The following is a 21,141-nucleotide window of genomic DNA, read 5'->3' on the forward strand; positions in this document are numbered from 1 at the left end:
GATTTCCGCAACCGGGAGACGGGACGATGGAGTTGAGTCACAGCATGTTTGCCGGCGAGCAGAGCTCGGAGACACCCGAGAGCTCGCGCGTGCTGATCGTCGATGACGAACCCCGCATCCGCGACGCCTACGGCGCCTTGCTCGCGCAAACCGGGCGCGAAATCCGCTCCTGCGGTACCGGGCGCGAAGCGATCGAACAGCTCGACCGCCTGGACATCGACGTCCTGGTGCTCGACCTGAACCTGCCTGACATGCACGGCACCGAGATCATGGCGTGGATGGAGCAGAAACGCCTCGCGACCGCCGTCGTGGTCTTCAGCGCCGACGAAGCCATCGAATCGGCCATTCTCGCGCTGCGCCGCGGCGCGTGCGAATTCATCCGCAAACACGCGAACCCCGAGGAGCTGATCCGCACCGTCGACAAGGCGCTGAGCCGCCGCCAGCTGGAGCGCGAAAACGCGCTGATGACGGCGCGCCTGGAGCAATCCGAACGGCTGCACCGCTTCCTCGTCGAGAACTCGCCGGACATCATCTACACGCTCGATCCGCAGGGGAAGTTCATCTTCCTCAATGGCCGCATCGAATCGCTGCTCGGCTACCGCCGCGACGAGCTGATCGGCATGCATTACTCGGTGATCGTTCATCCTGCCGATCTGGAACAGGCCCGCTACGCGTTCGCCGAGCGTCGCGTCGGCGACCGCGCGACGAACAACCACGAGATCCGGCTGCGCTGCCGCACGCACGAGGTTCGCCACTTCGAGAACCAAGCGATCGTCGCGATCCTCAGCTCCCAGGGCGTCTATCGCTACGACGAGGAAGCCGACAGCAAGCGCTTCATGGGCACTGCCGGGGTCCTGCGCGACATCACCGAGCGCAAGCGCGCCGAGGAGACGATCAGCTTCCAGGCCTTCCACGACCTGCTGACCGGCCTGCCAAACCGCGTGCTCTTCCGCGACCGGCTGGAGCTCGCGATCAGCCAAGCGCGGCGGCGCGGCGACTACGTCGGCCTGATGTACCTCGATCTTGACCGCTTCAAGCTCGTGAACGACACCTATGGCCATCTCGAAGGCGACGAACTGCTGAAGGGCTTCTCGCGCCGCGTGCGCGAGTGCCTGCGTGCAGGCGACACGATGTCCCGCCAGGGCGGCGACGAGTTCACGATCCTGCTGCCCGACATCTCCGACGCCAACGCCGTCACCGCGATCGCCGAGAAGATCGTTGCCGCGTTGAAGCCCTCGTTCGTCGTCGGCGGACGGGATTTCCGGGCCACCTGCAGCATCGGCATCGCGGTTTTCCCGGACGACGGCGACACGCCGGACCTGCTGCTGCGCAGCGCGGACATCGCGATGTACCGCATCAAGGCGAGCGGCAAGAACGGCTACGCGCGCTACACGACCGAGATGAGCCGCAACCATGTAGAGCGGGTCGATCTCGACAACGAACTGCGGGTCGCGCTGGAGCAGAAGCAGTTCGTGCTGCACTTCCAGCCCCAGCTTGACGTGACCCGCGCCCGCGTCACCGGCGTCGAAGCGCTGATCCGCTGGGAACATCCGCGTCGCGGCCTGCTGGGCCCCAACAACTTCATTCCCGTCGCGGAGGAATGCGGCCTGATCTTCGGCATCAGCGACTGGGTGCTCGACGAAGGCTGCCGCCAGCTGGCCGAATGGGCGCGCCAAGGCATCGACGACCTGCGCCTTGCCATCAACCTGTCGCCGCTCGAATTCCGTCGCGCCGATTTCGTCGAACGCGTTCTCGGGCCGATCCGCCGCCATCAGGTGCCGGCGCACAACATCGAAGTCGAGATCACCGAGAACCTGCTGATGGACGACGCCGAGTGCGTCATCGCGAAGGTCCATGAACTACGCCGTCAGGGCATCCACATCTCGATCGACGACTTCGGCACGCGCTACTCGTCGCTCAACTACCTGCGCCGCTTCCCGGTGAATACCGTGAAGATCGACCAGTCCTTCGTGCGCGACCTCGACAGCTCCGGGCGAGCCTCGCCGGTCATCGGCGCGATCGTCAGCATCGCGCAGGGCTTCGGGCTCAACGTGCTCGCCGAGGGCGTCGAAACGCAGTACCAGGTCGACGCCCTGCTCGCGCAAGGCTGCGAAGTGATGCAGGGATTCCGCTTCAGCCCGCCCGTGCCGGTCGACGAGCTGCTTCCCTTCCTCCGGACCTATCGTGCGCCGGCGGCCGGCGCACTGGCCACCTGAACCTTCCCCTCCTGCACCCGCACGGGAAATACGGCAACCGGTTCGTAGGCGGGCGGCGACAGCGCTTCGCCCGTGAGGAGTGAAAACCGCGCTCCGTGCCTCGGGCAGGTGACCTCGCAGCCGTGGACGAGCCCCCACGACAGATTCTCGTCCTCGTGGCTGCAGCGATCCTCGACCGCATGGTACTCGTTGCCGACCCGGAACACCGCCACAGAACGGCCATCCTCCAGTTCGACCACGCGCACGCCACCGGGAAGTATCTCGCCCACCGGGCAGACATCGACCCAAGTCTCCATCACAGTAGCCCCAGGTCGAGCCGCGCCGCCTCGCTCATCCGATCCTGGGTCCATGGTGGGTCCCACACGAGTTCGACGGCCGCATCCTCGACGCCATCGACGGAAGCGACCGCTTCCTTCACGGAGCTGACCAGGCTCTCGGCCACCGGGCACGCAGGCGCGGTAAGCGTCATGCGGATGTCGACCTTGCCTTTCGCCTCGTCGATGTCAAGCCCGTAGATGAGTCCCAGGTCGTAGATATTGACCGGGATCTCCGGGTCGTAGATCAGGCGCAGCACCGCGACGACCTCGTCGCGCAAGCCTTCTCCTTCCGCAGCCTTCCGCGCGGCCGAAGATTCCGCCCGATGCAGCCAGTCGAAGATGCTCATGCCTGTCTCCTCCATTCAGCCTTCCGTCGACACCGGGCTCGATTCGCCTTCGAGCGCCGCGAGCAGCGTATGCCACGCAAGCGTCGCGCACTTCACGCGGGAGGGAAATTCCTGCACCCCCCCCAGCACTTCGAGCTTGCCCAGTGGCGGTTCGCCGCGCCGCTCGCCTTCGCCAGTGACCATCGCCCGGAATTCATCGAAGAGCGCCCGCACCTCCTCCTCGCTGCGCCCCTTCAGCGCTTCGGTCATCAAGGACGCGGAAGCGGTCGAAATCGCGCAGCCGACGCCTTCGAAACGGGCGTCTTCGATCCGGCCGTCGCGCACCTTCAACTGCAGTTTTATGCGGTCGCCGCAAAGCGGATTGAAGCCTTCGGCATGATGATCGGCGTCCGCCAACGGCCCGAAATTCCGCGGATGCCGCCCGTGGTCGATGATCATTTCCTGGTAGAGCTCGCGCAGCTCAGACATGGCCGAACACCTCGCGCACCTTGCGCAGCGCCGCGAAGAGCGCCTCCACGTCCTCGTGCGTGTTGTAGAGCGCAAACGAAGCGCGCACGGTCGCGGGTACGCCGAAGCGCTCCATCAGCGGCATCGCGCAGTGATGCCCGGTCCGCACCGCCACCCCTTCGATGTCGAGGATGGTGCCGACGTCGTGCGGATGCACGTCCGCCAGCATGAAGGACAGGATCGCCGCCTTGTCCCTTGCGGTGCCGATCAGGCGCAAGCCCGGCACTTCCTGCGCGAGCGCGATTGCGTGCGCCAGCAGTGCGTGCTCGTGCGCGCCGATGGCTTCGAAGCCGATCTTCTCGACGTAGCCGATCGCCTCGGCGAGGCCGACCGCGCCGGCGATGTTCGGCGTCCCCGCCTCGAACTTGTAAGGCAGGTCGTTCCAGGTCGAGCGCTCGAAACTGACCGTGCGAATCATGTCCCCACCGCCCTGCCACGGCGGCATCGACTCGAGCAGCGCACGCTTGCCGTAAAGCACGCCGGTTCCGGTCGGCGCGAACAGCTTGTGGCCGGAAAACGCATAGAAATCGCAATCGAGCGCCTGCACGTCGACGGCCAGATGCGGCACCGCCTGGGCGCCGTCCACGAGCACGACGGCTCCGTGCGAATGGGCCATCCGGACAAGGTTGCCGACGGGGTTGATGCTGCCCAGCGCGTTCGAAACGTGCGTCAGGCCGACGATCCGGGTCCGCGGCCCGAGCAGCCCTTCGAACTCCTCGACGATCAGCTCGCCCGCGTCATTGATCGGCGCAACCTTCAACGTCGCCCCGGTCCGTTCGCACGCCAATTGCCATGGCACGATGTTCGAGTGGTGCTCCATCGCCGTGATCAGGATTTCGTCGCCTGCCTTCAGCCGCACGCCGTAACTGTTCGCGACGAGGTTGATCGCCTCGGTCGTGCCGCGCACGAACACGATCTCCTCGCGCCGCCCGGCGTTCATGAAGCGCTGCACGACATCCCGCGCGCCTTCGAAGGCATCGGTCGCCTCCTGGCTCAGGCGATGCACGCCGCGGTGCACGTTGGCGTTCGATTCGCCATAGAAACGCGCCTCGGCTTCGATCACGCAACGCGGCTTCTGGCTCGTCGCGCCGTTGTCGAGATAGACGAGCGGCTTGCCATGCACGCTGCGGGCGAGGATCGGGAAATCCGCGCGACGGCTGGCAAAGAAGGCTGAAAGCTCGCGCCCCTGCAAGCCCGTGGCAGGACTGGTTTGGATGTCCAGCTTCATGTCGCCCATCGATCGCCCCTAAATGGCTTGCGCCCTGCGCCCGGGCAACAGCGCCTCGAGCCGCGCACGCAGCGGGTCGAAGGCGATGCTCCCGAGGGTTTCGAGTGCAAAAGCACGAATCAGCAAGTCGCGAGCGTCCGCTTCACCGACTCCGCGCGAACGCAGGTAGTAGAGCTGATCTTCATCCAATTGCCCCACGGTTGCCCCATGTGCGCATTTGACGTCGTCGGCCCAGATTTCGAGCTGCGGCTTGGTGTCGACCTCGGCGTCGTCCGACAGCAGCAGATTGCGGTTGGTCTGCCGCGCATCGGTACCCTGTGCATCGGGACGCACGATCACGCGCCCGTTGAACACCGCTCGCGCCGAGCCGTCGAGCACGCCCTTGTAGAGCTCCCGGCTCGTTCCTCGCGGCTCCGCGTGGTCGATGAAGGTATGGTGGTCGACATGGCGGCGCCCGTCGCTCACATACAGCCCGACCAGCTCGGTATCGCAGCCTTCGCCCAGACGCGTCGCGATCTCGCTGCGCGCGAGCTGTGCGCCGAAGGCGAAAGCATGCGAACCGAAGCGGCTGTCGCGCGCCTGCTCCGCCGCCACCCTCGCGATATGGAAGCCCTTGCGCCCCTCTTGCTGCAGTTTCGTGTGGTTCACACGCGCCGCCTTGCCGACGACGATGCGCGTCACCGCGTCGGTGAGATAGCTCGCCTCATCCGGTCCGACATGGTGCTCGATCATCGTCACGCTGGCGCCATCGCCCACATGCACAAGATTGTGCGGAAAACTCGCCCCATCGCTTCGTGTCGTCATGAACAGTAAATGGACCGGCTCCTCGACGACGACGCCGGGCGCGAGATCGATCCACGCCCCGTCGCTCCACAGCGCCTCGTTCAGCGCACCGAAGCCGTCTGCCGCATTGCCGCCCCCGAAGATCTCCGCCAGACGATCGGCATGCGCCACGCTGGCCAGCGCGAGGCTGCCGATATGCGCCCCCTCGGGCAAGGCGCCGACCTGCGACAGCCCGGACACGTAATGTCCATCAACGAACACCAGACGGTGCGTGCCGGGCAGCGCGTACGCCGCAACCCGCTCTCCAACGCCCTCCAGCGAGGCATCGGCCACGACGACGTCGAAAGCCCGCCGTGCGATCCCCGCGACGCTCGTATATTTCCAATCCTCGTCACGCGTCGTGGGCAATCCCAATTCGGCGAAGCGTTCGATCGCCTCGCTGCGCAAGCGCCGTATCCACGGCACGGACGCTCCCGGCAGCCGCGACTGCCGTTCCACGAACGCCGCCACGAAGCGATCGACGAAAGGAGTGTCCGCATTCGGCATCACGCTTGGCGTCATCTTGCCGCTCCCGCCGAATCACCGATCTCCTTGCGCGCCTCCGCCTCGACCCAGCCATATCCCTTGCGTTCGAGCTCGAGCGCGAGTTCCGGACCGCCGGACAAGGCGATCCGCCCTTGCGCGAGCACATGCACGCGATCCGGCCGGATATGGTCGAGCAGCCGCTGGTAGTGGGTCACGAGGATCATCGAACGCTCTGCATCGCGCATCGCTTCGACACCCTTTGCGACGACCTGCAGCGCGTCGATGTCGAGGCCCGAATCCGTCTCGTCGAGGATCGCCAGCCGCGGCGCTAGCACCGCCATCTGCAGGATCTCGTTGCGCTTCTTCTCGCCCCCCGAAAAGCCTTCGTTGACGGCGCGGTACAACAGGCTCTCGTCCATCTCCATCAGGCACAGCTTCGCCTTCACGAGCGAGAGGAAATCCATCGCATCGAGTTCAGCCTCGCCGCGATGACGGCGGATCGCGTTCAGCGCCGACTTCAGCAGGTAGATGTTGGCCACCCCCGGAATTTCGACCGGGTACTGGAACGCGAGGAAGATCCCTTCGCGCGCCCGCTCCTCCGCACTCAGAGCCAGCAGATCGCGCCCCAGGTAACGGACCTCGCCCTCGGTCACGACATAGCCTTCGCGCCCCGCCAGCACGTGCGCCAGCGTGCTCTTGCCCGAGCCGTTCGGCCCCATGATGGCGTGCACCTCGCCCGGTCCCACGCTGAGATCGAGCCCGCGCAGGATCGGTTTGTCATCCACTGTGACATGAAGGTTGCGGATCTCCAGCATCTTCGTACTCCCTCAGCCTATGCTGCCTTCGAGGCTCACGCCGAGGAGCTTCTGCGCCTCGACCGCGAACTCCATCGGCAGTTGCTTGAACACTTCCTTGCAGAACCCGGACACGATCAGCGACACCGCGTCCTCGGGCGAAATCCCGCGGCTTTGGCAGTAGAAAAGCTGATCCTCCCCGATACGCGAGGTCGAGGCCTCGTGTTCGACGCGCGCCGTCGAATTCTTCACCTCGATATACGGGAAGGTGTGCGCCGCGCAGCGGTCACCGAGCAACAGCGAATCGCATTGCGTGTAGTTGCGCGCCCCGACCGCGCTCTTCGCGACCTTCACCAGCCCGCGATAGGCATTGCTGCCGTGCCCCGCCGAGATGCCCTTCGACAGAATCGTGCTGCGCGTATTGCGGCCGAGATGGATCATCTTGGTGCCCGTATCGGCCTGCTGGTAATGGTTCGTCAGCGCCACCGAATGGAACTCGCCGACCGAGTTATCGCCGCGCAGGATCACGCTCGGGTACTTCCACGTGATCGCCGAGCCGGTCTCGACCTGGGTCCACGAGATCTTCGAATTCGCCTCGCGGCACTCGCCGCGCTTGGTCACGAAGTTGTAGATCCCGCCCTTGCCTTCCTTGTCGCCCGGGTACCAGTTCTGCACCGTCGAATACTTGATCTGCGCCCCTTCGAGCGCGATCAGCTCGACGACCGCCGCGTGCAGTTGGTTCTCGTCGCGCATCGGCGCCGTGCAGCCTTCGAGGTAGCTCACGTAGGATCCGCGGTCGGCGATGATCAGCGTGCGCTCGAACTGCCCGGTGTTCATCGCGTTGATGCGGAAGTAGGTCGACAGCTCCATCGGGCAGCGCACGCCCGGCGGGATGTAGCAGAACGAACCGTCCGAGAACACCGCCGAGTTCAGCGTCGCGAAGAAGTTGTCGGTGTAAGGAACGACCGTGCCGAGATACTGGCGCACCAGATCCGGATGCTTCTGCACCGCTTCGGAAAACGAGCAGAAGATGATGCCCTGCTCCGCAAGCTTGTCGCGGAATGTCGTCGCCACCGAGACGCTGTCGAACACCGCATCCACCGCCACGCCCGCCAGCAGTTCACGCTCCTGCAGCGGCACGCCGAGCTTCTCGTAGGTGCGCAGCAACTCCGGATCGACCTCGTCGAGGCTCTTCAGCCCCTCACCCTTCGAGCGCGGCGCCGAGTAATACACGATGTCCTGGTAATCGATCGGGGGATGACGAACCGTCGCCCATTCCGGCTCGGTCATCGTCAACCAGTGCCTGAACGCCTGCAGGCGCCACTCCAGCATGAACTCCGGCTCGCTCTTCTTCGCCGAAATCAGGCGGACGACGTCCTCGGACAAACCGCGCGGAACGGTATCGGTCTCCATCGGCGTGTAGAAACCGTGCCGATATTCCTGGCTGATCAGATCATCGAGTTGAAAGACTTGGCTGCCCATCGTCCCCTACCTCCATCCCCAATTCGCTGGCGGCTCTCACTCGCCCGGACTGGCGACGATTTCGTCGCCGGCCATGCCTTCGGTCGTCCGGGCAAACTCGGCCAATCTGACGTTTTCGAGGGAGGCGCGCAGCAGCGAGTTGATCCCTTGCCACCCCGCCCGCACCGTACAGGTCGCTTCCTGTGCGCACGTGCCGGCCGCAACGCTGCATTCGGTCACGCCCACCGGCCCTTCGACCGCATCCACGATCTGCGCGATCGAAATCTCCGTCGGTTCGCGAGCGAGCCGATAGCCGCCATGCGTCCCACGATGCGACACCAACAAGCCCTCGCGGGCCAAGCACTTCATCAACTTGCTCACGGTCGCCGGCCCGAGGCCCGTTGCCTCCGCCATGTCGCACGCACTGAACAAACGCAAGGGCTGACGGGCCATGTGAACCATGATCATCGTCCCGTAGTCGCCCAGTTTGCTCACTCTCAGCATGACACTCATTCCGGTTTCACAATATCGGACCGAAACGGTCCTTTTTGGTTCCGACTCTCGTCAACGCGCAACACTTGGATTCTAATCACGCGAGCACCACGACATCCGCGCCGCATAACGAGTACAGTTGCACTGCCGCCATCTTCTTCCTTCAGGAGAAACGTGGATATGCCAGAGATCGTGCCGCTCGAGCCCCGGCTGCTATGTACCCGTTGCGCGCCGGAACTGCTGGACTTCGAAACGACCGAATCGCTGCCGGATCCCGACGTCGTCTTCGGCCAGTCGCGCGCCGTCGATGCGCTACGACTCGCCACCGAGATCACGGCCCCCGGCTATAACGCCTTCGTCCTCGGCGAACCCGGCAGTCACCGTCACAATGCGGTACGGCGCATGCTCGAATCGTTGGTCGCCTCACGCCCCACGCCGGGCGATTGGTGCTACGTCAACAACTTCGACCAGCCCAACAACCCGCGAGCTCTCCAGTTGCCGCCGGGCCGTGGAGCACAGTTGCGCGACGACATGGAGCAATTCGTCTCCGAAGTCGGTCAGGCCATCAACGCCGGCTTCGACAGCGAGCAATATCGCACCCGCGCCGAAGCGATACATGACGAATTCAAGCAGCGCGAGGAAGGCTCGCTGCGCGACCTCGGCGACACCGCCACGCAGCAGAGCGTCGCACTCGTCCGCACGCCGCAGGGCTTCGCCTTCCTGCCGATGAAAGGTGATGAAACCCTCGACCCCGAAGCCTTCGCGGGCCTGCCGGAAGGCGAGCGCGAGCGCATCACGAAGAGCAGTGAGTCACTGCGCGAACAGCTACACAAACTGCTCCAGCAATTCCCCCGCTGGCGGCGAGAGATGCAGGCGCGGCTGCGCGAGCTCAACCGCGAGACGCTGGAACTCTCGGTCGGCCACCTTATCGAGGAACTCCAGGAGCGCCACCGCGACCTTCCGACGGTCGTCAACTTCCTGCGCGACGTTCTGCACGACATCGTCGAGGTGGGACAGGAGCTCCGCGAACAGGCTGCCAAGGGCAACACGACCGAAGGCGGCATCTCCGCGCAACGCTACCAGGTCAATCTGCTCGTCGATCAGGACGCCCGCAACGATGCGCCGCTCGAATTCGAAGACCACCCAACCTATCCGAATCTCGTCGGCCGTGTCGATCACATCGCGACGATGGGCACGCTTATCACCAACTTCACGCTGATCAAGGCGGGCGCGCTGCACCGCGCGAACGGCGGCTTCCTGCTGCTCGATGCGGAAAAGGTGCTTACCCAGCCCTACGCATGGGAAGGCCTAAAACGCGCGCTCAAATCCGGCCAGATCCGCATCGAGTCGCTCGCCCAGGTTTATGGCTGGATCGGCGCACTGCCGCTCGAACCCGAGCCCATTCCACTCGACGTGAAACTCGTGCTGTTCGGCCAACGCATCCACTACTACCTGCTCAAGCAGCTCGATCCGGAGTTCGCCGAACTGTTCAAGATCGCAGCCGACTTCGAGGACAGCGTCGAACGCAGCGCGGACAACACACGGGACTTCCTCCGCACCGTCGCCGCGCTCGGCCGCGGCGCACGGCTCCGCCCTTTGCGTGCCAGCGCGGCCGCCCGCCTCGTGGAGCACGCCGCACGTCTTGCCGGTGACGCTGGCCGCCTGTCGACCCGCACGCGTGATATCGCCGACCTGCTGCACGAGTCCAACCATGTCGCAAAGACCGCCGGCCGCGAGCGCATCGAACGCGACGACGTCGAGCAGGCACTTGCCGCGCGCATCCGCCGCGCCGACCGGCTGCGCGACACGATCCACGACGCGGTCCTGCGCGACACCCTGCTGATCGAGACCGCCGGCAGCCAAGTCGGCCAGATCAACGGCCTTGCCGTGATCGATCTCGGCGATTTCGCCTTCGGCCGCCCCATGCGCATCACCGCCACCGCACGGCCTGGTGAAGGCGGTGTGGCCGACATCGAGCGCAAAGCCGAACTCGGCGGCGCGATCCACACGAAAGGCGTGATGATCCTCTCCGCCTTTCTCACCGCGCGCTACGCGATGGCCCATCCGCTGTCGCTCGCCGCCAGCGTCGTCTTCGAACAGTCCTACGGTCCCGTCGAGGGCGACAGCGCCTCGCTCGCCGAACTCTGCGCCTTGCTATCCGCCCTGTCCGACGCGCCGATCCGCCAGTCCTTCGCCGTCACGGGCTCGGTGAACCAGCACGGAAAAGTCCAGGCCATCGGCGGCGTAAACGAGAAGATCGAAGGCTTTTTCGACATCTGCAAGGCGCGTGGCCTGACGGGCGACCAGGGCGTCCTCATCCCGCAGGCCAACGTCCAGCACCTGATGCTGCGGGAAGAGGTGGTCGAGGCCGCGCGCGCCGGACTTTTCCATGTCTACGCGGTCCACCACGTGGACGAGGCTATCTCGCTCCTGACCGGCGCCGCCGCTGGCATCGCGGGCGCCGAAGGCACCTGGCCCGAAGGAAGCATCAATCAGCGTATCGACGCCCGGCTTGCGCGTTTCGCCGCCATCTGCAGCCCGCTGCGGGAACGTCGCAGCCTGAGCAAGACCCGTGCGGAACCACGGAAATCAGGACAGGAGCCGGACAGCAAACTAAATTGAAGATATCCGCGACCCGGAGATTCCCATGCCGAGCGACGCATCATCGACGACGCCACGTGCAGGCGACGCACTGCTGCTCGTGGACGTGCAGAACGACTTCCTCCCCGGGGGCAGCCTGGCCGTCCCCCACGGCGACGAGATCATCCCGCCGCTGAACCGACTAATCCTAAGCTTCTCGCGCCGCAGCCTGCCGATATTCGCGACCCGCGACTGGCACCCCGCCGAACACTGCTCCTTTCGCGAGCAGGGAGGCCCATGGCCGCCGCACTGCATCGCCGGCACCCAAGGCGCCGCCTTTCCCGCCAACCTCGCCCTGCCCCACGACACGGCCATCGTATCCAAGGCGACGACGACGGACGAGGATGCCTATTCCGGCTTCGGCGGAACGGAGCTCCATTACCAACTCCGCGCCCCAGGTGCCCAACGACTCTTCGTTGCCGGACTCGCGACCGACTACTGCGTGCTCAACACCGTGCGCGACGCGCTCGCCAAGGGCTACGAGGTACTACTGCTGGCCGACGCCATCCGCGCCGTCGATGTTCGACCGGGCGACGGCGAGCGCGCGATCAAGGAGATGCAAGAACTCGGTGCCACCCTCATCAGCAGCACCCAGGTGGCCGACTGACATGGCATCGCATGGTCCCGAGCACGCACTACTCACCGACCTGTACCAGCTCACGATGCTGCAGTGTTACCACGAGCGCGGCATGACACACAGCGCGTCCTTCGAATTCTTCGTGCGCAAGCTCCCGCCGCAGCGTAACTTCCTCGTCGCCGCCGGCCTCGAACAGGTGCTCGACTACCTCGAGGACCTGCACTTCTCGTCGGAAGAACTCGAATGGCTGCGAGCCTGTGGGCGCTTCAGGCCGGACTTCGTCGACTGGCTGGCCTCGCTGCGCTTCACCGGCGACGTCGACGCAATGTGCGAAGGCACGGTCTTCTTCGCCGACGAGCCTATCCTCCGCATCACCGCGCCACTCCCCCAGGCCCAACTCGTCGAGACGCGTATCATCAACCTGCTGCAGTTCCAGACCATGGTCGCCTCCAAGGCGGCCCGCTGCAGTCTCGCCGCACAGGGCCGCCTCCTCGTCGATTTCGGCCTGCGCCGCGCCCACGGCGCCGAGGCCGGGCTTCTCTCGGCCCGGGCAAGCCACCTCGCAGGTTTCGACGGCACCGCGACCGTGCTCGCCGGGATGAAATGGGACATTCCGCTCTACGGCACGATGGCCCACTCCTTCATCCAGGCCCATGATGACGAAACCGACGCCTTCGAAGACTTCGCACGCTCGCAGCCGGCGGCGAACACGATGCTGATCGACACCTACGACACCGAGGCCGCAGCGCACAAGGTGGTGCAGCTGGCCCGCGCGCTTGCGCCCGAAGGCATCACGATCCAGGCCGTGCGCATCGACAGCGGCGACCTCGCCGAGCACGCGCGGCGCGTCCGCGCCATCCTCGACGACGCAGGCCTCGCCTCGTTACGCATCTTCGTCAGCGGCAATCTGGACGAACACGCCGTGCGCGAGCTCGTCTCGACCCGCGCCCCGATCGACGGCTTCGGCGTCGGCACCCGAATGAACACCTCGGCTGACTACCCTTATCTCGACTGCGCCTACAAGCTCCAGGAATACGCCGGACATGCGCGCCGCAAGCGCTCCGAAGGCAAGGCCACATGGCCGGGCCGCAAGCAGGTGTACCGCAGCCTCGACGCGGATGGCCGTTTCGCCGGCGACGTACTCACCGTCGTCAGCGATACGGCAATCGGCGAACCCTTGCTCGCCCCGGTTATGACCGGAGGAATGCGCCTCGCCGCCCATCTGCCGCTCGCCGCCCTGCGCGAGCACGCCCGCGCCCAGTTCACATCGCTGCCGGACGATCTGCGCGCGCTCGACACGCCGACCGCCTATCCGGTCGTCGTCGCCGACGCGCTGCGGGCGCTCGCCGACAGCGTCGATCGCGAGTTCGGCGCCCCCTTCCCACCCCCGAATTCCGGAGAGCTCCAATGACCCTGAAGATCACCTCGTCCGCCTTCGTCCATCAGGCGGCGATCCCCTCGACCTACACCTGCGAAGGCCGCAATGTCTCCCCGCCCTTTTCGTGGGAAGGCGCTCCCGCCGGCACGCAGAGCCTGGTGCTCATCGTCGACGACCCCGACGCCCCCGATCCCGCCGCGCCGAAGATGACCTGGGTCCACTGGGTGCTCTACAACCTGTCGCCATCCGGCACCGGGCTGCCCGAGGCGGTGTCCGCGGCCCAGCTCCCGGCCGCGGCGCTCGAAGGGCTCAACGACTGGAAGCGCACCGGCTACGGCGGCCCGTGCCCGCCGATCGGCCGCCACCGCTACTTCCACAAGCTGTACGCGCTGGACCGCATGCTGCCGGATCTGCACCATCCGACGAAGTCCGCGCTCGAACAGGCGATGCAGGGACACATCCTCACACAGGCGGAACTCGTCGGAACCTACCAGAAGAGTCACTTGTCGTGATTTGAAGGTACATCGCAAAAGGAGTATGGACATGCAGATCTTGCGCACCGCAGCTTCGCTGCTCATTCTCGCCGTCGCGCTGCCGATACAGACCGCACGCGCCGATGAAGGCCCCCTGCCCACGCAGACCTACGAAGGAATCTCCTTCGTCACGGGTGGCGTCGGACTGGAAGAACGCGACCAGATCAATCGCATCGGACGCGACTACAACCTCAAGCTCCTCTTCGCCGAACGCAGCGGCGATTATCTGGGCAATGTAAAGGTCGTCGTCGCGAAGCCGGCCGGGAAGACCGTGCTCGAAGCCACCGCCGATGGCCCGGTCCTGCTCGCGCGACTACCCCAAGGCAATTACCGAGTCACGGTCAGCGCCGACGGCAAGGAGCAAGTCCGCACCGCCCAGGTTCCGGCCCACGGACAAGCATCGATGATCTTCCGCTGGTGAGCGGCGCGCGCCGCAGCGCGTGCACACCGGGGGCTCAAGAGCGCCGGCAGACTTCCTCGAGCACGCGGCGCACGCGCATCATGGCTTCGTGCAGCACCACTTCGATGGTGCTGAACTGGATGCCTGTTTCGCTGGCGCCGCGCCCGGCCGCGTAGTTCGCGACCACATTGATCGCGGCATAGGGCACACCCAGTTCCCGCGCGAGCGAAGCTTCGGGCATGCCCGTCATGCCGACGAGTTCCGCGCCGTCGCGCTCCAGCCGATTCACCTCGGCAGCAGTCTCGAGGCGGGGGCCTTGCGTCGCTGCATAGACCCCGCCGTCGTACATCGGCTCGCCAATACCCGCAGATGCTTCCAGAATGCGCTGGCGCAGCGGCTCGTCGTACGGATGCGTGAAGTCGATGTGATGAACCGGTTCTTCCGGTCCCTCGAAGAAGGTGCTGCGACGGCCCCAGGTGTAATCGATGATCTGGTTCGGCACGACGAGTGCTCCGGGCCCGAAATCCTCGCGGATGCCGCCGACCGACGCCACCGACACGATCGCCGTGGCCTTGACATGCTTCAGCGCCCAGATGTTGGCCCGGTAGTTCACCTGATGCGGCGGGATCGTGTGTCCGTAGCCGTGACGCGCAAGAAACACCACCGGTCGGTCCGCGAGCGCACCGAAGGTCACTGCGCCGGAAGGTTCGCCGTAAGGGGTCCGAACGACCTCGCGACGACTGATTTCCAGCGTCGAAAGTTGTGTCAATCCGCTACCGCCGATGATTGCGAGCATGAAGCCAGTCTCCTTTAGATCCGGCGCCAATTCTAGCATGCAGCCGAAAACGGCATGCCCCGTCCCCGGGCCCAAAGCGCCGGCTCAATGAATTAGGACTTCAGATCGATGCTGCAACGCGGCGCCACGTGCTAGAATATATGGTTTTTCAAAGACTTCTGGACCAACATGTCCCGCGCAATCCGCAACATCGCCATCATCGCCCACGTCGACCACGGTAAAACCACCCTCGTCGACCAGCTCCTGCGCCAATCCGGCACCTTCCGCGAAAACCAGCAGGTTTCCGAGCGGGTGATGGACTCCAACGATCTTGAAAAGGAGCGCGGCATCACCATTCTCGCCAAGAACTGTGCAATCCAGTACGGCGAGACCCACATCAACATCGTCGACACCCCGGGACACGCCGACTTCGGCGGCGAGGTCGAGCGCGTGCTGTCGATGGTCGACGGCGTGCTGTTGCTCGTCGACGCGGTCGAAGGCCCGATGCCGCAGACCCGCTTCGTCACCCGCAAGGCACTGGCCCTCGGCCTCAAGCCGATCGTCGTGATCAACAAGATCGACCGCCCGGGCAGCCGTCCGGACTGGGTCATCAACCAGACCTTCGACCTCTTCGACAAGCTCGGCGCCACCGAAGAGCAGCTCGACTTCCCGGTCGTCTACGCCTCGGCGCTCAACGGCTTCGCGATGCTCGACGCCGCCACCCCCGGCACCGACATGAAGCCGCTGTACGAAGCGATCCTCGAACACGTGCCGCAACCGGAAGTCGACTCCGAGGGGCCGCTGCAACTGCAGGTCTGCTCGCTCGACTACTCGACCTACATCGGCCAGCTCGGCATCGGGCGCATCAAGCGCGGCCGTATCCGCCCGAACCAGGAAGTCGTCGTAATGTACGGCGACGAAAACCGCGGTAAGGCCAAGATCGGCCAGGTGCTGACCTTCAAGGGCCTCGAGCGCAGCCAGGCCGAATCGGCCGAAGCGGGCGACATCGTGCTGGTCTCGGGCATCGACCAGGTCAACATCGGCGTCACGATCTGCGACCCGGACGGCCTCGAAGGCATGAAGCCCATCGCCGTCGATGAACCGACGCTGACGATGAACTTCATGGTCAACTCCTCGCCGCTCGCCGGCCGCGAAGGCAAGTTCGTCACCAGCCGCCAGATCCGCGAGCGCCTCGAAAAGGAACTCCTCAAGAACGTCGCGCTGCGCGTGAACTACACCAACGACTCCGACGTCTTCGAAGTCTCGGGCCGCGGCGAACTGCACCTCACGATCCTGCTCGAAAACATGCGTCGCGAAGGCTTCGAGATGGCCGTCGGCCGTCCCCGCGTCGTCTTCCGTGACATCGATGGCGTGAAGTGCGAACCTTACGAAATGCTCACCGTCGACGTCGAGGAAGAGCATCAGGGCGGCGTGATGGAAGAACTCGGCCGCCGCCGCGGCGAACTGCAGGACATGCAGTCCGACGGCAAGGGCCGCACCCGTCTCGAATACCGCATCCCGGCCCGTGGGCTGATCGGCTTCCAGGGCGAATTTCTGACGCTGACCCGCGGCACCGGTCTCGCCAGCCACGTGTTCGACGATTACGGCCCGCTCGCCGGCGCGATGGGCGAACGCCGCAACGGCGTGCTGATCTCGCAGGACGATGGCCAGGCCGTCGCGTACGCGCTGTGGAAGCTGCAGGACCGCGGCCGCATGTTCGTCACGCATAACGACCCGGTGTACGAAGGCATGATCATCGGCATCCACTCGCGTGACAACGACCTCGTCGTGAACCCGATCAAGGGCAAACAGCTCACCAACGTCCGCGCCTCCGGCACCGACGAAGCGGTGCGCCTGATACCGGCGATCCAGCTCACGCTCGAATCGGCGATCGAATTCATCGCCGACGATGAGCTCGTCGAGATCACGCCGAAGTCGATCCGCCTGCGCAAGCGTTACCTGACCGAAAACGAGCGTAAGCGCGCCGCGAAGGCCGAGGCGATCTAAGCTTCGCGCACCTCCCGCGTATGAAAAAGGCGCTGCCACGGCAGCGCCTTTTTGTTTTCGGCCACCGGAAACGGCGGCCGTACGGACTGCTATCCTCAGCCGCGATTGGCGAGGTAGGCCGCGAACTCTTCACGCACCTCCGGGTGGCGCAACGCAAGTTCCACGGTCGCCTTCAGGTAGCCGAGCTTCGAACCGCAGTCGTAGCGCACGCCCTTGAACTGGTAGGCAAGCACCGCCTCTTCCTTCATCAGCGAAGCGATCGCGTCGGTGAGTTGCAGTTCGCCGCCCGCGCCCGGCTTGATCGAGCGCAGGTGGTCAAAGATGTGCGGCGTCAGGATATAGCGGCCGACCACGGCCTGGGTCGTCGGCGCATCCTCGGGCTTCGGCTTCTCGATGATGCCGGTCACGCGCTGCACGTCGCCGGTCTGGGTTTCGGTGCTGACGATGCCGTACTGACGGGTATCCTCGCGCGGCACGTTCATTGTGCCGAGCACCGAGCAACGGTTGTAGTTATACACGCCCACCATCTGTTCCATCACTGCCGGCGCGCCATGGTTGTCGAGCAGGTCGTCCGCAAGGATGACGGCAAAGGCTTCATCGCCGACCACGGGCGCCGCGCACAGCACCGCGTGACCCAGGCCGAGCGCCTCGGACTGGCGGATGTAGACGCAGTTCACACCCTTCGGCACCGTCTTCTTGACGATGTCCAGGAGTTCCTTCTTGCCGCGAGCGGCCAGTTCGGTTTCCAGCTCATAGGCCTTGTCGAAGTGGTCCTCGATCGAACGCTTGGTCCGGCCCGTGATGAAAATCAGGTCGGTGATCCCCGCATCGACAGCTTCTTCCACCGCGTACTGGATCAACGGCTTGTCCACGATCGGCAGCATTTCCTTCGGGCTCGCCTTCGTCGCCGGCAGGAAGCGCGTTCCCATACCTGCTACAGGGAATACGGCCTTCGTGACTTTCTTCATTTCTTGATTCTCCCGTTCCTCGAATAACGATTCAGGCCGGCGTTTGGTCCGTGCCATGGTTTCATTCTGCTTCAATGAGTTGCAGCAACCCTGCTTCATCCAGGATCGCCACACCCAGTTCCTGCGCCTTGGCCAGTTTCGACCCGGCTTCCGCACCTGCGACTACATAATCCGTCTTCTTCGACACCGAACCGCTCACCTTGCCGCCCCGCGCCTCGATCAGGGCTTTCGCGTCCTCGCGGCTCATCGTCGGCAGCGTTCCAGTCAGCACGAACACCTTGCCGCTGAGCCCTCCCGCCACTCGCGCCGCCGGGGCGCCTTCTTCCCACGTCACGCCCGCCGCCCGCAACTGCTCGATGACTTCGCGGTTGTGCGCCTCGGCAAAGAACGCCGCGATGCTCTCTGCGACGATCGGCCCCACGTCCGGCACTTCCAGCAACTGCTCGACGCTTGCGTCCATCACCCGATCGAGCGAACCGAAATGCCGCGCCAAATCCTTCGCCGTCGCCTCGCCGACATTGCGGATGCCGAGCGCGAAGATGAAGCGCGCGAGTGTCGTATGCCGGCTCTTCTCGATCGCCGCAAGGAGGTTCGCCGCCGACTTCTCGGCCATCCGCTGCAGGTTCGCCAGCGCCAGCACGCCCAGCTTGTAGAGGTCCGCCGGCGTCTTGACGATGCCCGCCTCGACCAGCTGATCGACCAGCTTGTCGCCCAGCCCCTCGATGTCCATCGCGCGTCGCCCGGCAAAGTGCAGCAGCGCCTGCTTGCGCTGCGCCGGGCAGAAAAGCCCCCCCGTGCAGCGCGCCACCGCCTCGTCCTCCGCCTTGTCGACGTGGGATCCGCACACCGGACAGCTCGTCGGCATCACGAAGGCCCGCTCCATTCCCGTCCGCCGCTCGACAATCGCAGCGACGACCTGCGGTATAACGTCTCCGGCCCGCCGCACGATGACATGGTCACCGATCAGGATCCCCTTGCGCTGGATTTCCTCCTCGTTGTGCAGCGTCGCGTTGGTCACGGTGACGCCGCCGACGAAGACCGGCTTCAACCGTGCGACCGGCGTCAGCGCACCAGTTCGCCCAACCTGCACTTCGATGCCGAGTAGCTCAGTGATTTCTTCCTGAGCCGGATACTTGTGCGCAACGGCCCAACGCGGCTCGCGCGTGACAAAACCGAGCTCGCGCTGCAGATCGAAACGATTGACCTTGTAGACGACGCCATCGATGTCGTAAGGCAGGCTGTCGCGCAATGCGGCGATGCGATCGTGAAATGCCTTGAGTCCTTCGACGCCCTGGGCGAGGACGCGGAGCTCGCACACCGGGAAACCGAATGCCGCGAGCGCATCCAGCAAGCCGGCGTGCGTCCCTGGCATCTTCCAGTCGCCGACTTCGCCCAGGCCGTACGCGAAAAAGGACAAGGGCCGCTTTGCAGCGATTCGCGGATCGAGCTGACGCACGGCGCCGGCCGCGGCGTTGCGCGGATTGACGAAGACCTTCTCGCCCGCCGCGAGCTGACGCGCATTCAGCTTGTCGAACTCGTCGCGCCGCATGTAAATCTCGCCCCGCACCTCGATCACGGCCGGCGCATCGCCTTTGAGACGGAGCGGAATCTGCCGGATCGTGCGCACGTTGTGCGTCACGTCCTCGCCGGTCTCCCCGTCGCCGCGCGTCGCGCCGCTGACCAGGACCCCATCCTCGTAGCGCAGACTGATCGCCAGCCCGTCGAACTTCAGCTCGCCGGCGTACTCCACGGCCGGATCGGTCTCGCCCAGCCCGAGTGCGTTACGCACGCGCGTGTCGAACGCGACGATGCCGCCATTGCTGGTGTCGGTCTCGGTGCGGATCGACAGCATCGGCACCTTGTGGCGGACCGGCCTGAGCTCGGGCATCGGCGCTCCGCCGACGCGACGGGTCGGCGAATCGGGGGTCGCAAGCTCCGGATACTTGGCTTCGAGGGCCTCCAGCTCACGGAACAGCCGGTCATATTCGGCGTCCGGAACGGTCGGCGCATCGAGAACATAATAGGCGTAGTTGTGCGCTTCGAGCTCGCGCCGCAACTGTGCGGCGCGCTCGAACGCTTCAGACGAAGCAAACATCAGTCGGAAAACAGCCGCATCGCCAGCTGCCCGCCCGCCGCCATGCTGCCGCTCGCCATCTGAGCCTGGAAGTGCTGAATCTGGTTGCGGATCATGTTGGCCGCCTCGGGCCCCAGCGGCGAGCGGTTGTCATCGACAACGACCCCTTGCAGCGCGTCCGCCATCTGCGACGCCTGCCGCATCATCCGCTCGAAGGCGAAAACACCGTTCGGAACGCGCGGCACATCGATCAACAGTGTCATGCCGTGCGTCGCGATGTTGCGCATCGTGTCGGCGGCAAAGATGTTCGCCTCCATGTTGCTGAGCGTGAACAGCGTGTTGCCATCCTCGTCGCAGGCATGGAAAGCGCCGTCGTTGCCGATGACGAGCCCGTTCGATTCGGCCAGCGCCCGGATCTTCGTACCGGCGAAGGGCTGTCCGCTGCTCACGATGTTGATGCCGATCTGCACATCGACGCCGGCACAGAAACGGTCGAGCTCAGCCGCATTGCGCAGCGTTTCGCCGCTCGATGGGACTTCCGCCGGCACGGCGAAGAACGCCTCGGCAACACGCTGCACGCCGCCCGAAAAATGCATCAGGTCCGACTCGCTGATCGGCCCGCGCCGATCGACCATCTGCATCGCCGCACAGAACCAATGATAGGCACCGGCGCTGTGCGCATTGAGTTCGCGCCACACGTTCTGCGCATCGTCGAACCCGTACCAGCGCACGGGCTTCGAGATACCCATGAGTTGCTCGCTCTGCGCCGCCCACAGCCGCGGAGCCTCCAGCGGTTCGATCGATTCGATGCGGATGATGCAATCGACGCGCGAATCGACCTGCTCGGGCGGCCTCGGGGTCGCCTTGCGCAAGCCGGGATCTCGCACGGCCGCATGCCCCGACCGTTCCCCGCGCACCACGGAGGGCTCAAGACGCTCGTCGGCGGACGCTCCGCCTTCGTTCGGCTCGAGCAGCACGTCACGATGTTCCGACTTGAATGCGAGCTCGGCCTCGCGCCGATGCTTGCGCTCCTGCCACTTGTTGTAGCCGACGATACTGACGACCGCTGCCACCCCCAGGGCGGCCAGTCCAATCTGCAATTCGCTATCCATCTCGATT

19 protein-coding genes are annotated in these 21,141 nt (G+C 65.1%); 7 read left to right on the top strand and 12 right to left on the bottom strand.

The window, feature by feature from the left end; genetic code table 11:
- Positions 1-26: 26 nt before the first annotated feature.
- Positions 27-2,216, top strand: a complete 2,190-nt coding sequence (locus AZKH_RS13765) for an EAL domain-containing protein (protein ID WP_015436394.1) — start codon at positions 27-29, stop codon at positions 2,214-2,216.
- On the opposite strand, the gene AZKH_RS13770 is transcribed toward AZKH_RS13765, so the two are convergent.
- Genes AZKH_RS13770 through AZKH_RS13805 form a run of 8 tightly spaced genes read right to left on the bottom strand, consistent with a single transcriptional unit; the run spans position 2,180 to position 8,682 of the window.
- Positions 2,180-2,512, bottom strand: a complete 333-nt coding sequence (locus AZKH_RS13770) for a non-heme iron oxygenase ferredoxin subunit (protein WP_015436395.1) — start codon at positions 2,510-2,512, stop codon at positions 2,180-2,182. The two genes, AZKH_RS13765 and AZKH_RS13770, sit on opposite strands and share 37 nt — an antisense overlap.
- A complete protein-coding gene (locus tag AZKH_RS13775) occupies positions 2,512-2,880 on the bottom strand; it encodes an SUF system Fe-S cluster assembly protein (protein ID WP_041657330.1) in 369 nt (122 codons plus the stop codon). The genes AZKH_RS13770 and AZKH_RS13775 overlap by 1 nt, the downstream gene beginning before the upstream one ends.
- A 15-nt stretch (positions 2,881-2,895) precedes the next feature.
- Positions 2,896-3,348, bottom strand: coding sequence for a Fe-S cluster assembly sulfur transfer protein SufU (sufU, locus tag AZKH_RS13780; protein WP_015436397.1), 453 nt, complete (start codon positions 3,346-3,348; stop codon positions 2,896-2,898).
- The gene (locus tag AZKH_RS13785) at positions 3,341-4,624 is read right to left on the bottom strand and encodes a cysteine desulfurase (RefSeq protein ID WP_015436398.1); all 1,284 of its coding nucleotides are present in this window, start codon (positions 4,622-4,624) and stop codon (positions 3,341-3,343) included. The genes sufU and AZKH_RS13785 overlap by 8 nt, the downstream gene beginning before the upstream one ends.
- 9 nt (positions 4,625-4,633) lie before the next feature.
- Positions 4,634-5,959 carry a Fe-S cluster assembly protein SufD gene (sufD, locus tag AZKH_RS13790; RefSeq protein WP_015436399.1) on the bottom strand — a complete coding sequence of 442 codons (1,326 nt, stop codon included), beginning with the start codon at positions 5,957-5,959 and terminating at the stop codon, positions 4,634-4,636.
- Positions 5,956-6,738 carry a Fe-S cluster assembly ATPase SufC gene (gene sufC / locus AZKH_RS13795; protein ID WP_015436400.1) on the bottom strand — a complete coding sequence of 261 codons (783 nt, stop codon included), beginning with the start codon at positions 6,736-6,738 and terminating at the stop codon, positions 5,956-5,958. The genes sufD and sufC overlap by 4 nt, the downstream gene beginning before the upstream one ends.
- A 12-nt stretch (positions 6,739-6,750) precedes the next feature.
- Complete coding sequence (gene sufB / locus AZKH_RS13800; protein ID WP_015436401.1) at positions 6,751-8,199, bottom strand: Fe-S cluster assembly protein SufB; 1,449 nt, start codon at positions 8,197-8,199, stop codon at positions 6,751-6,753.
- Between the two features lie 36 nt (positions 8,200-8,235).
- Positions 8,236-8,682, bottom strand: coding sequence for an SUF system Fe-S cluster assembly regulator (locus AZKH_RS13805; protein ID WP_015436402.1), 447 nt, complete (start codon positions 8,680-8,682; stop codon positions 8,236-8,238).
- Between the two features lie 168 nt (positions 8,683-8,850).
- Here AZKH_RS13805 and AZKH_RS13810 point away from each other — a divergent pair, with 168 nt between their 5' ends.
- Genes AZKH_RS13810 through AZKH_RS13830 form a run of 5 tightly spaced genes read left to right on the top strand, consistent with a single transcriptional unit; the run spans position 8,851 to position 14,219 of the window.
- The gene (locus AZKH_RS13810) at positions 8,851-11,292 is read left to right on the top strand and encodes a Lon protease family protein (RefSeq protein ID WP_015436403.1); all 2,442 of its coding nucleotides are present in this window, start codon (positions 8,851-8,853) and stop codon (positions 11,290-11,292) included.
- Between the two features lie 25 nt (positions 11,293-11,317).
- Positions 11,318-11,917 (top strand): nicotinamidase, encoded by a 600-nt coding sequence (locus tag AZKH_RS13815; protein ID WP_015436404.1) that lies wholly within the window; start codon positions 11,318-11,320, stop codon positions 11,915-11,917.
- Between the two features lies 1 nt (position 11,918).
- Complete coding sequence (locus AZKH_RS13820; protein ID WP_015436405.1) at positions 11,919-13,298, top strand: nicotinate phosphoribosyltransferase; 1,380 nt, start codon at positions 11,919-11,921, stop codon at positions 13,296-13,298.
- Positions 13,295-13,777: a YbhB/YbcL family Raf kinase inhibitor-like protein gene (locus AZKH_RS13825; protein WP_015436406.1), complete on the top strand. Its 483-nt coding sequence runs from the start codon at positions 13,295-13,297 to the stop codon at positions 13,775-13,777. Before AZKH_RS13820 ends, AZKH_RS13825 begins: the two co-directional genes overlap by 4 nt.
- A 31-nt stretch (positions 13,778-13,808) precedes the next feature.
- A complete protein-coding gene (locus AZKH_RS13830) occupies positions 13,809-14,219 on the top strand; it encodes a carboxypeptidase-like regulatory domain-containing protein (protein ID WP_041656190.1) in 411 nt (136 codons plus the stop codon).
- A gap of 34 nt (positions 14,220-14,253) precedes the next feature.
- Here AZKH_RS13830 and AZKH_RS13835 read toward each other — a convergent pair whose 3' ends face one another.
- The gene (locus AZKH_RS13835) at positions 14,254-14,994 is read right to left on the bottom strand and encodes an S-methyl-5'-thioinosine phosphorylase (RefSeq protein ID WP_015436408.1); all 741 of its coding nucleotides are present in this window, start codon (positions 14,992-14,994) and stop codon (positions 14,254-14,256) included.
- Between the two features lie 168 nt (positions 14,995-15,162).
- On the opposite strand from AZKH_RS13835, the gene typA reads away from it, so the two are divergent.
- Positions 15,163-16,980 carry a translational GTPase TypA gene (gene typA / locus AZKH_RS13840; protein WP_015436409.1) on the top strand — a complete coding sequence of 606 codons (1,818 nt, stop codon included), beginning with the start codon at positions 15,163-15,165 and terminating at the stop codon, positions 16,978-16,980.
- Between the two features lie 95 nt (positions 16,981-17,075).
- Here the strand turns inward: typA and galU are convergent, their stop codons facing one another.
- The 3 genes from galU to AZKH_RS13855 form a co-directional block, all read right to left on the bottom strand.
- Entirely contained in the window at positions 17,076-17,948 is an 873-nt protein-coding gene (galU, locus tag AZKH_RS13845; RefSeq protein WP_015436410.1) for a UTP--glucose-1-phosphate uridylyltransferase GalU, read from the bottom strand.
- A gap of 61 nt (positions 17,949-18,009) precedes the next feature.
- Complete coding sequence (gene ligA / locus AZKH_RS13850) at positions 18,010-20,043, bottom strand: NAD-dependent DNA ligase LigA (RefSeq protein WP_015436411.1); 2,034 nt, start codon at positions 20,041-20,043, stop codon at positions 18,010-18,012.
- Positions 20,043-21,134 (bottom strand): cell division protein ZipA C-terminal FtsZ-binding domain-containing protein, encoded by a 1,092-nt coding sequence (locus AZKH_RS13855; protein ID WP_015436412.1) that lies wholly within the window; start codon positions 21,132-21,134, stop codon positions 20,043-20,045. Before AZKH_RS13855 ends, ligA begins: the two co-directional genes overlap by 1 nt.
- Positions 21,135-21,141: the final 7 nt, after the last annotated feature.

It is taken from the genome of Azoarcus sp. KH32C, from assembly GCF_000349945.1.
In the GTDB taxonomy this organism is placed as follows: domain Bacteria; phylum Pseudomonadota; class Gammaproteobacteria; order Burkholderiales; family Rhodocyclaceae; genus Aromatoleum.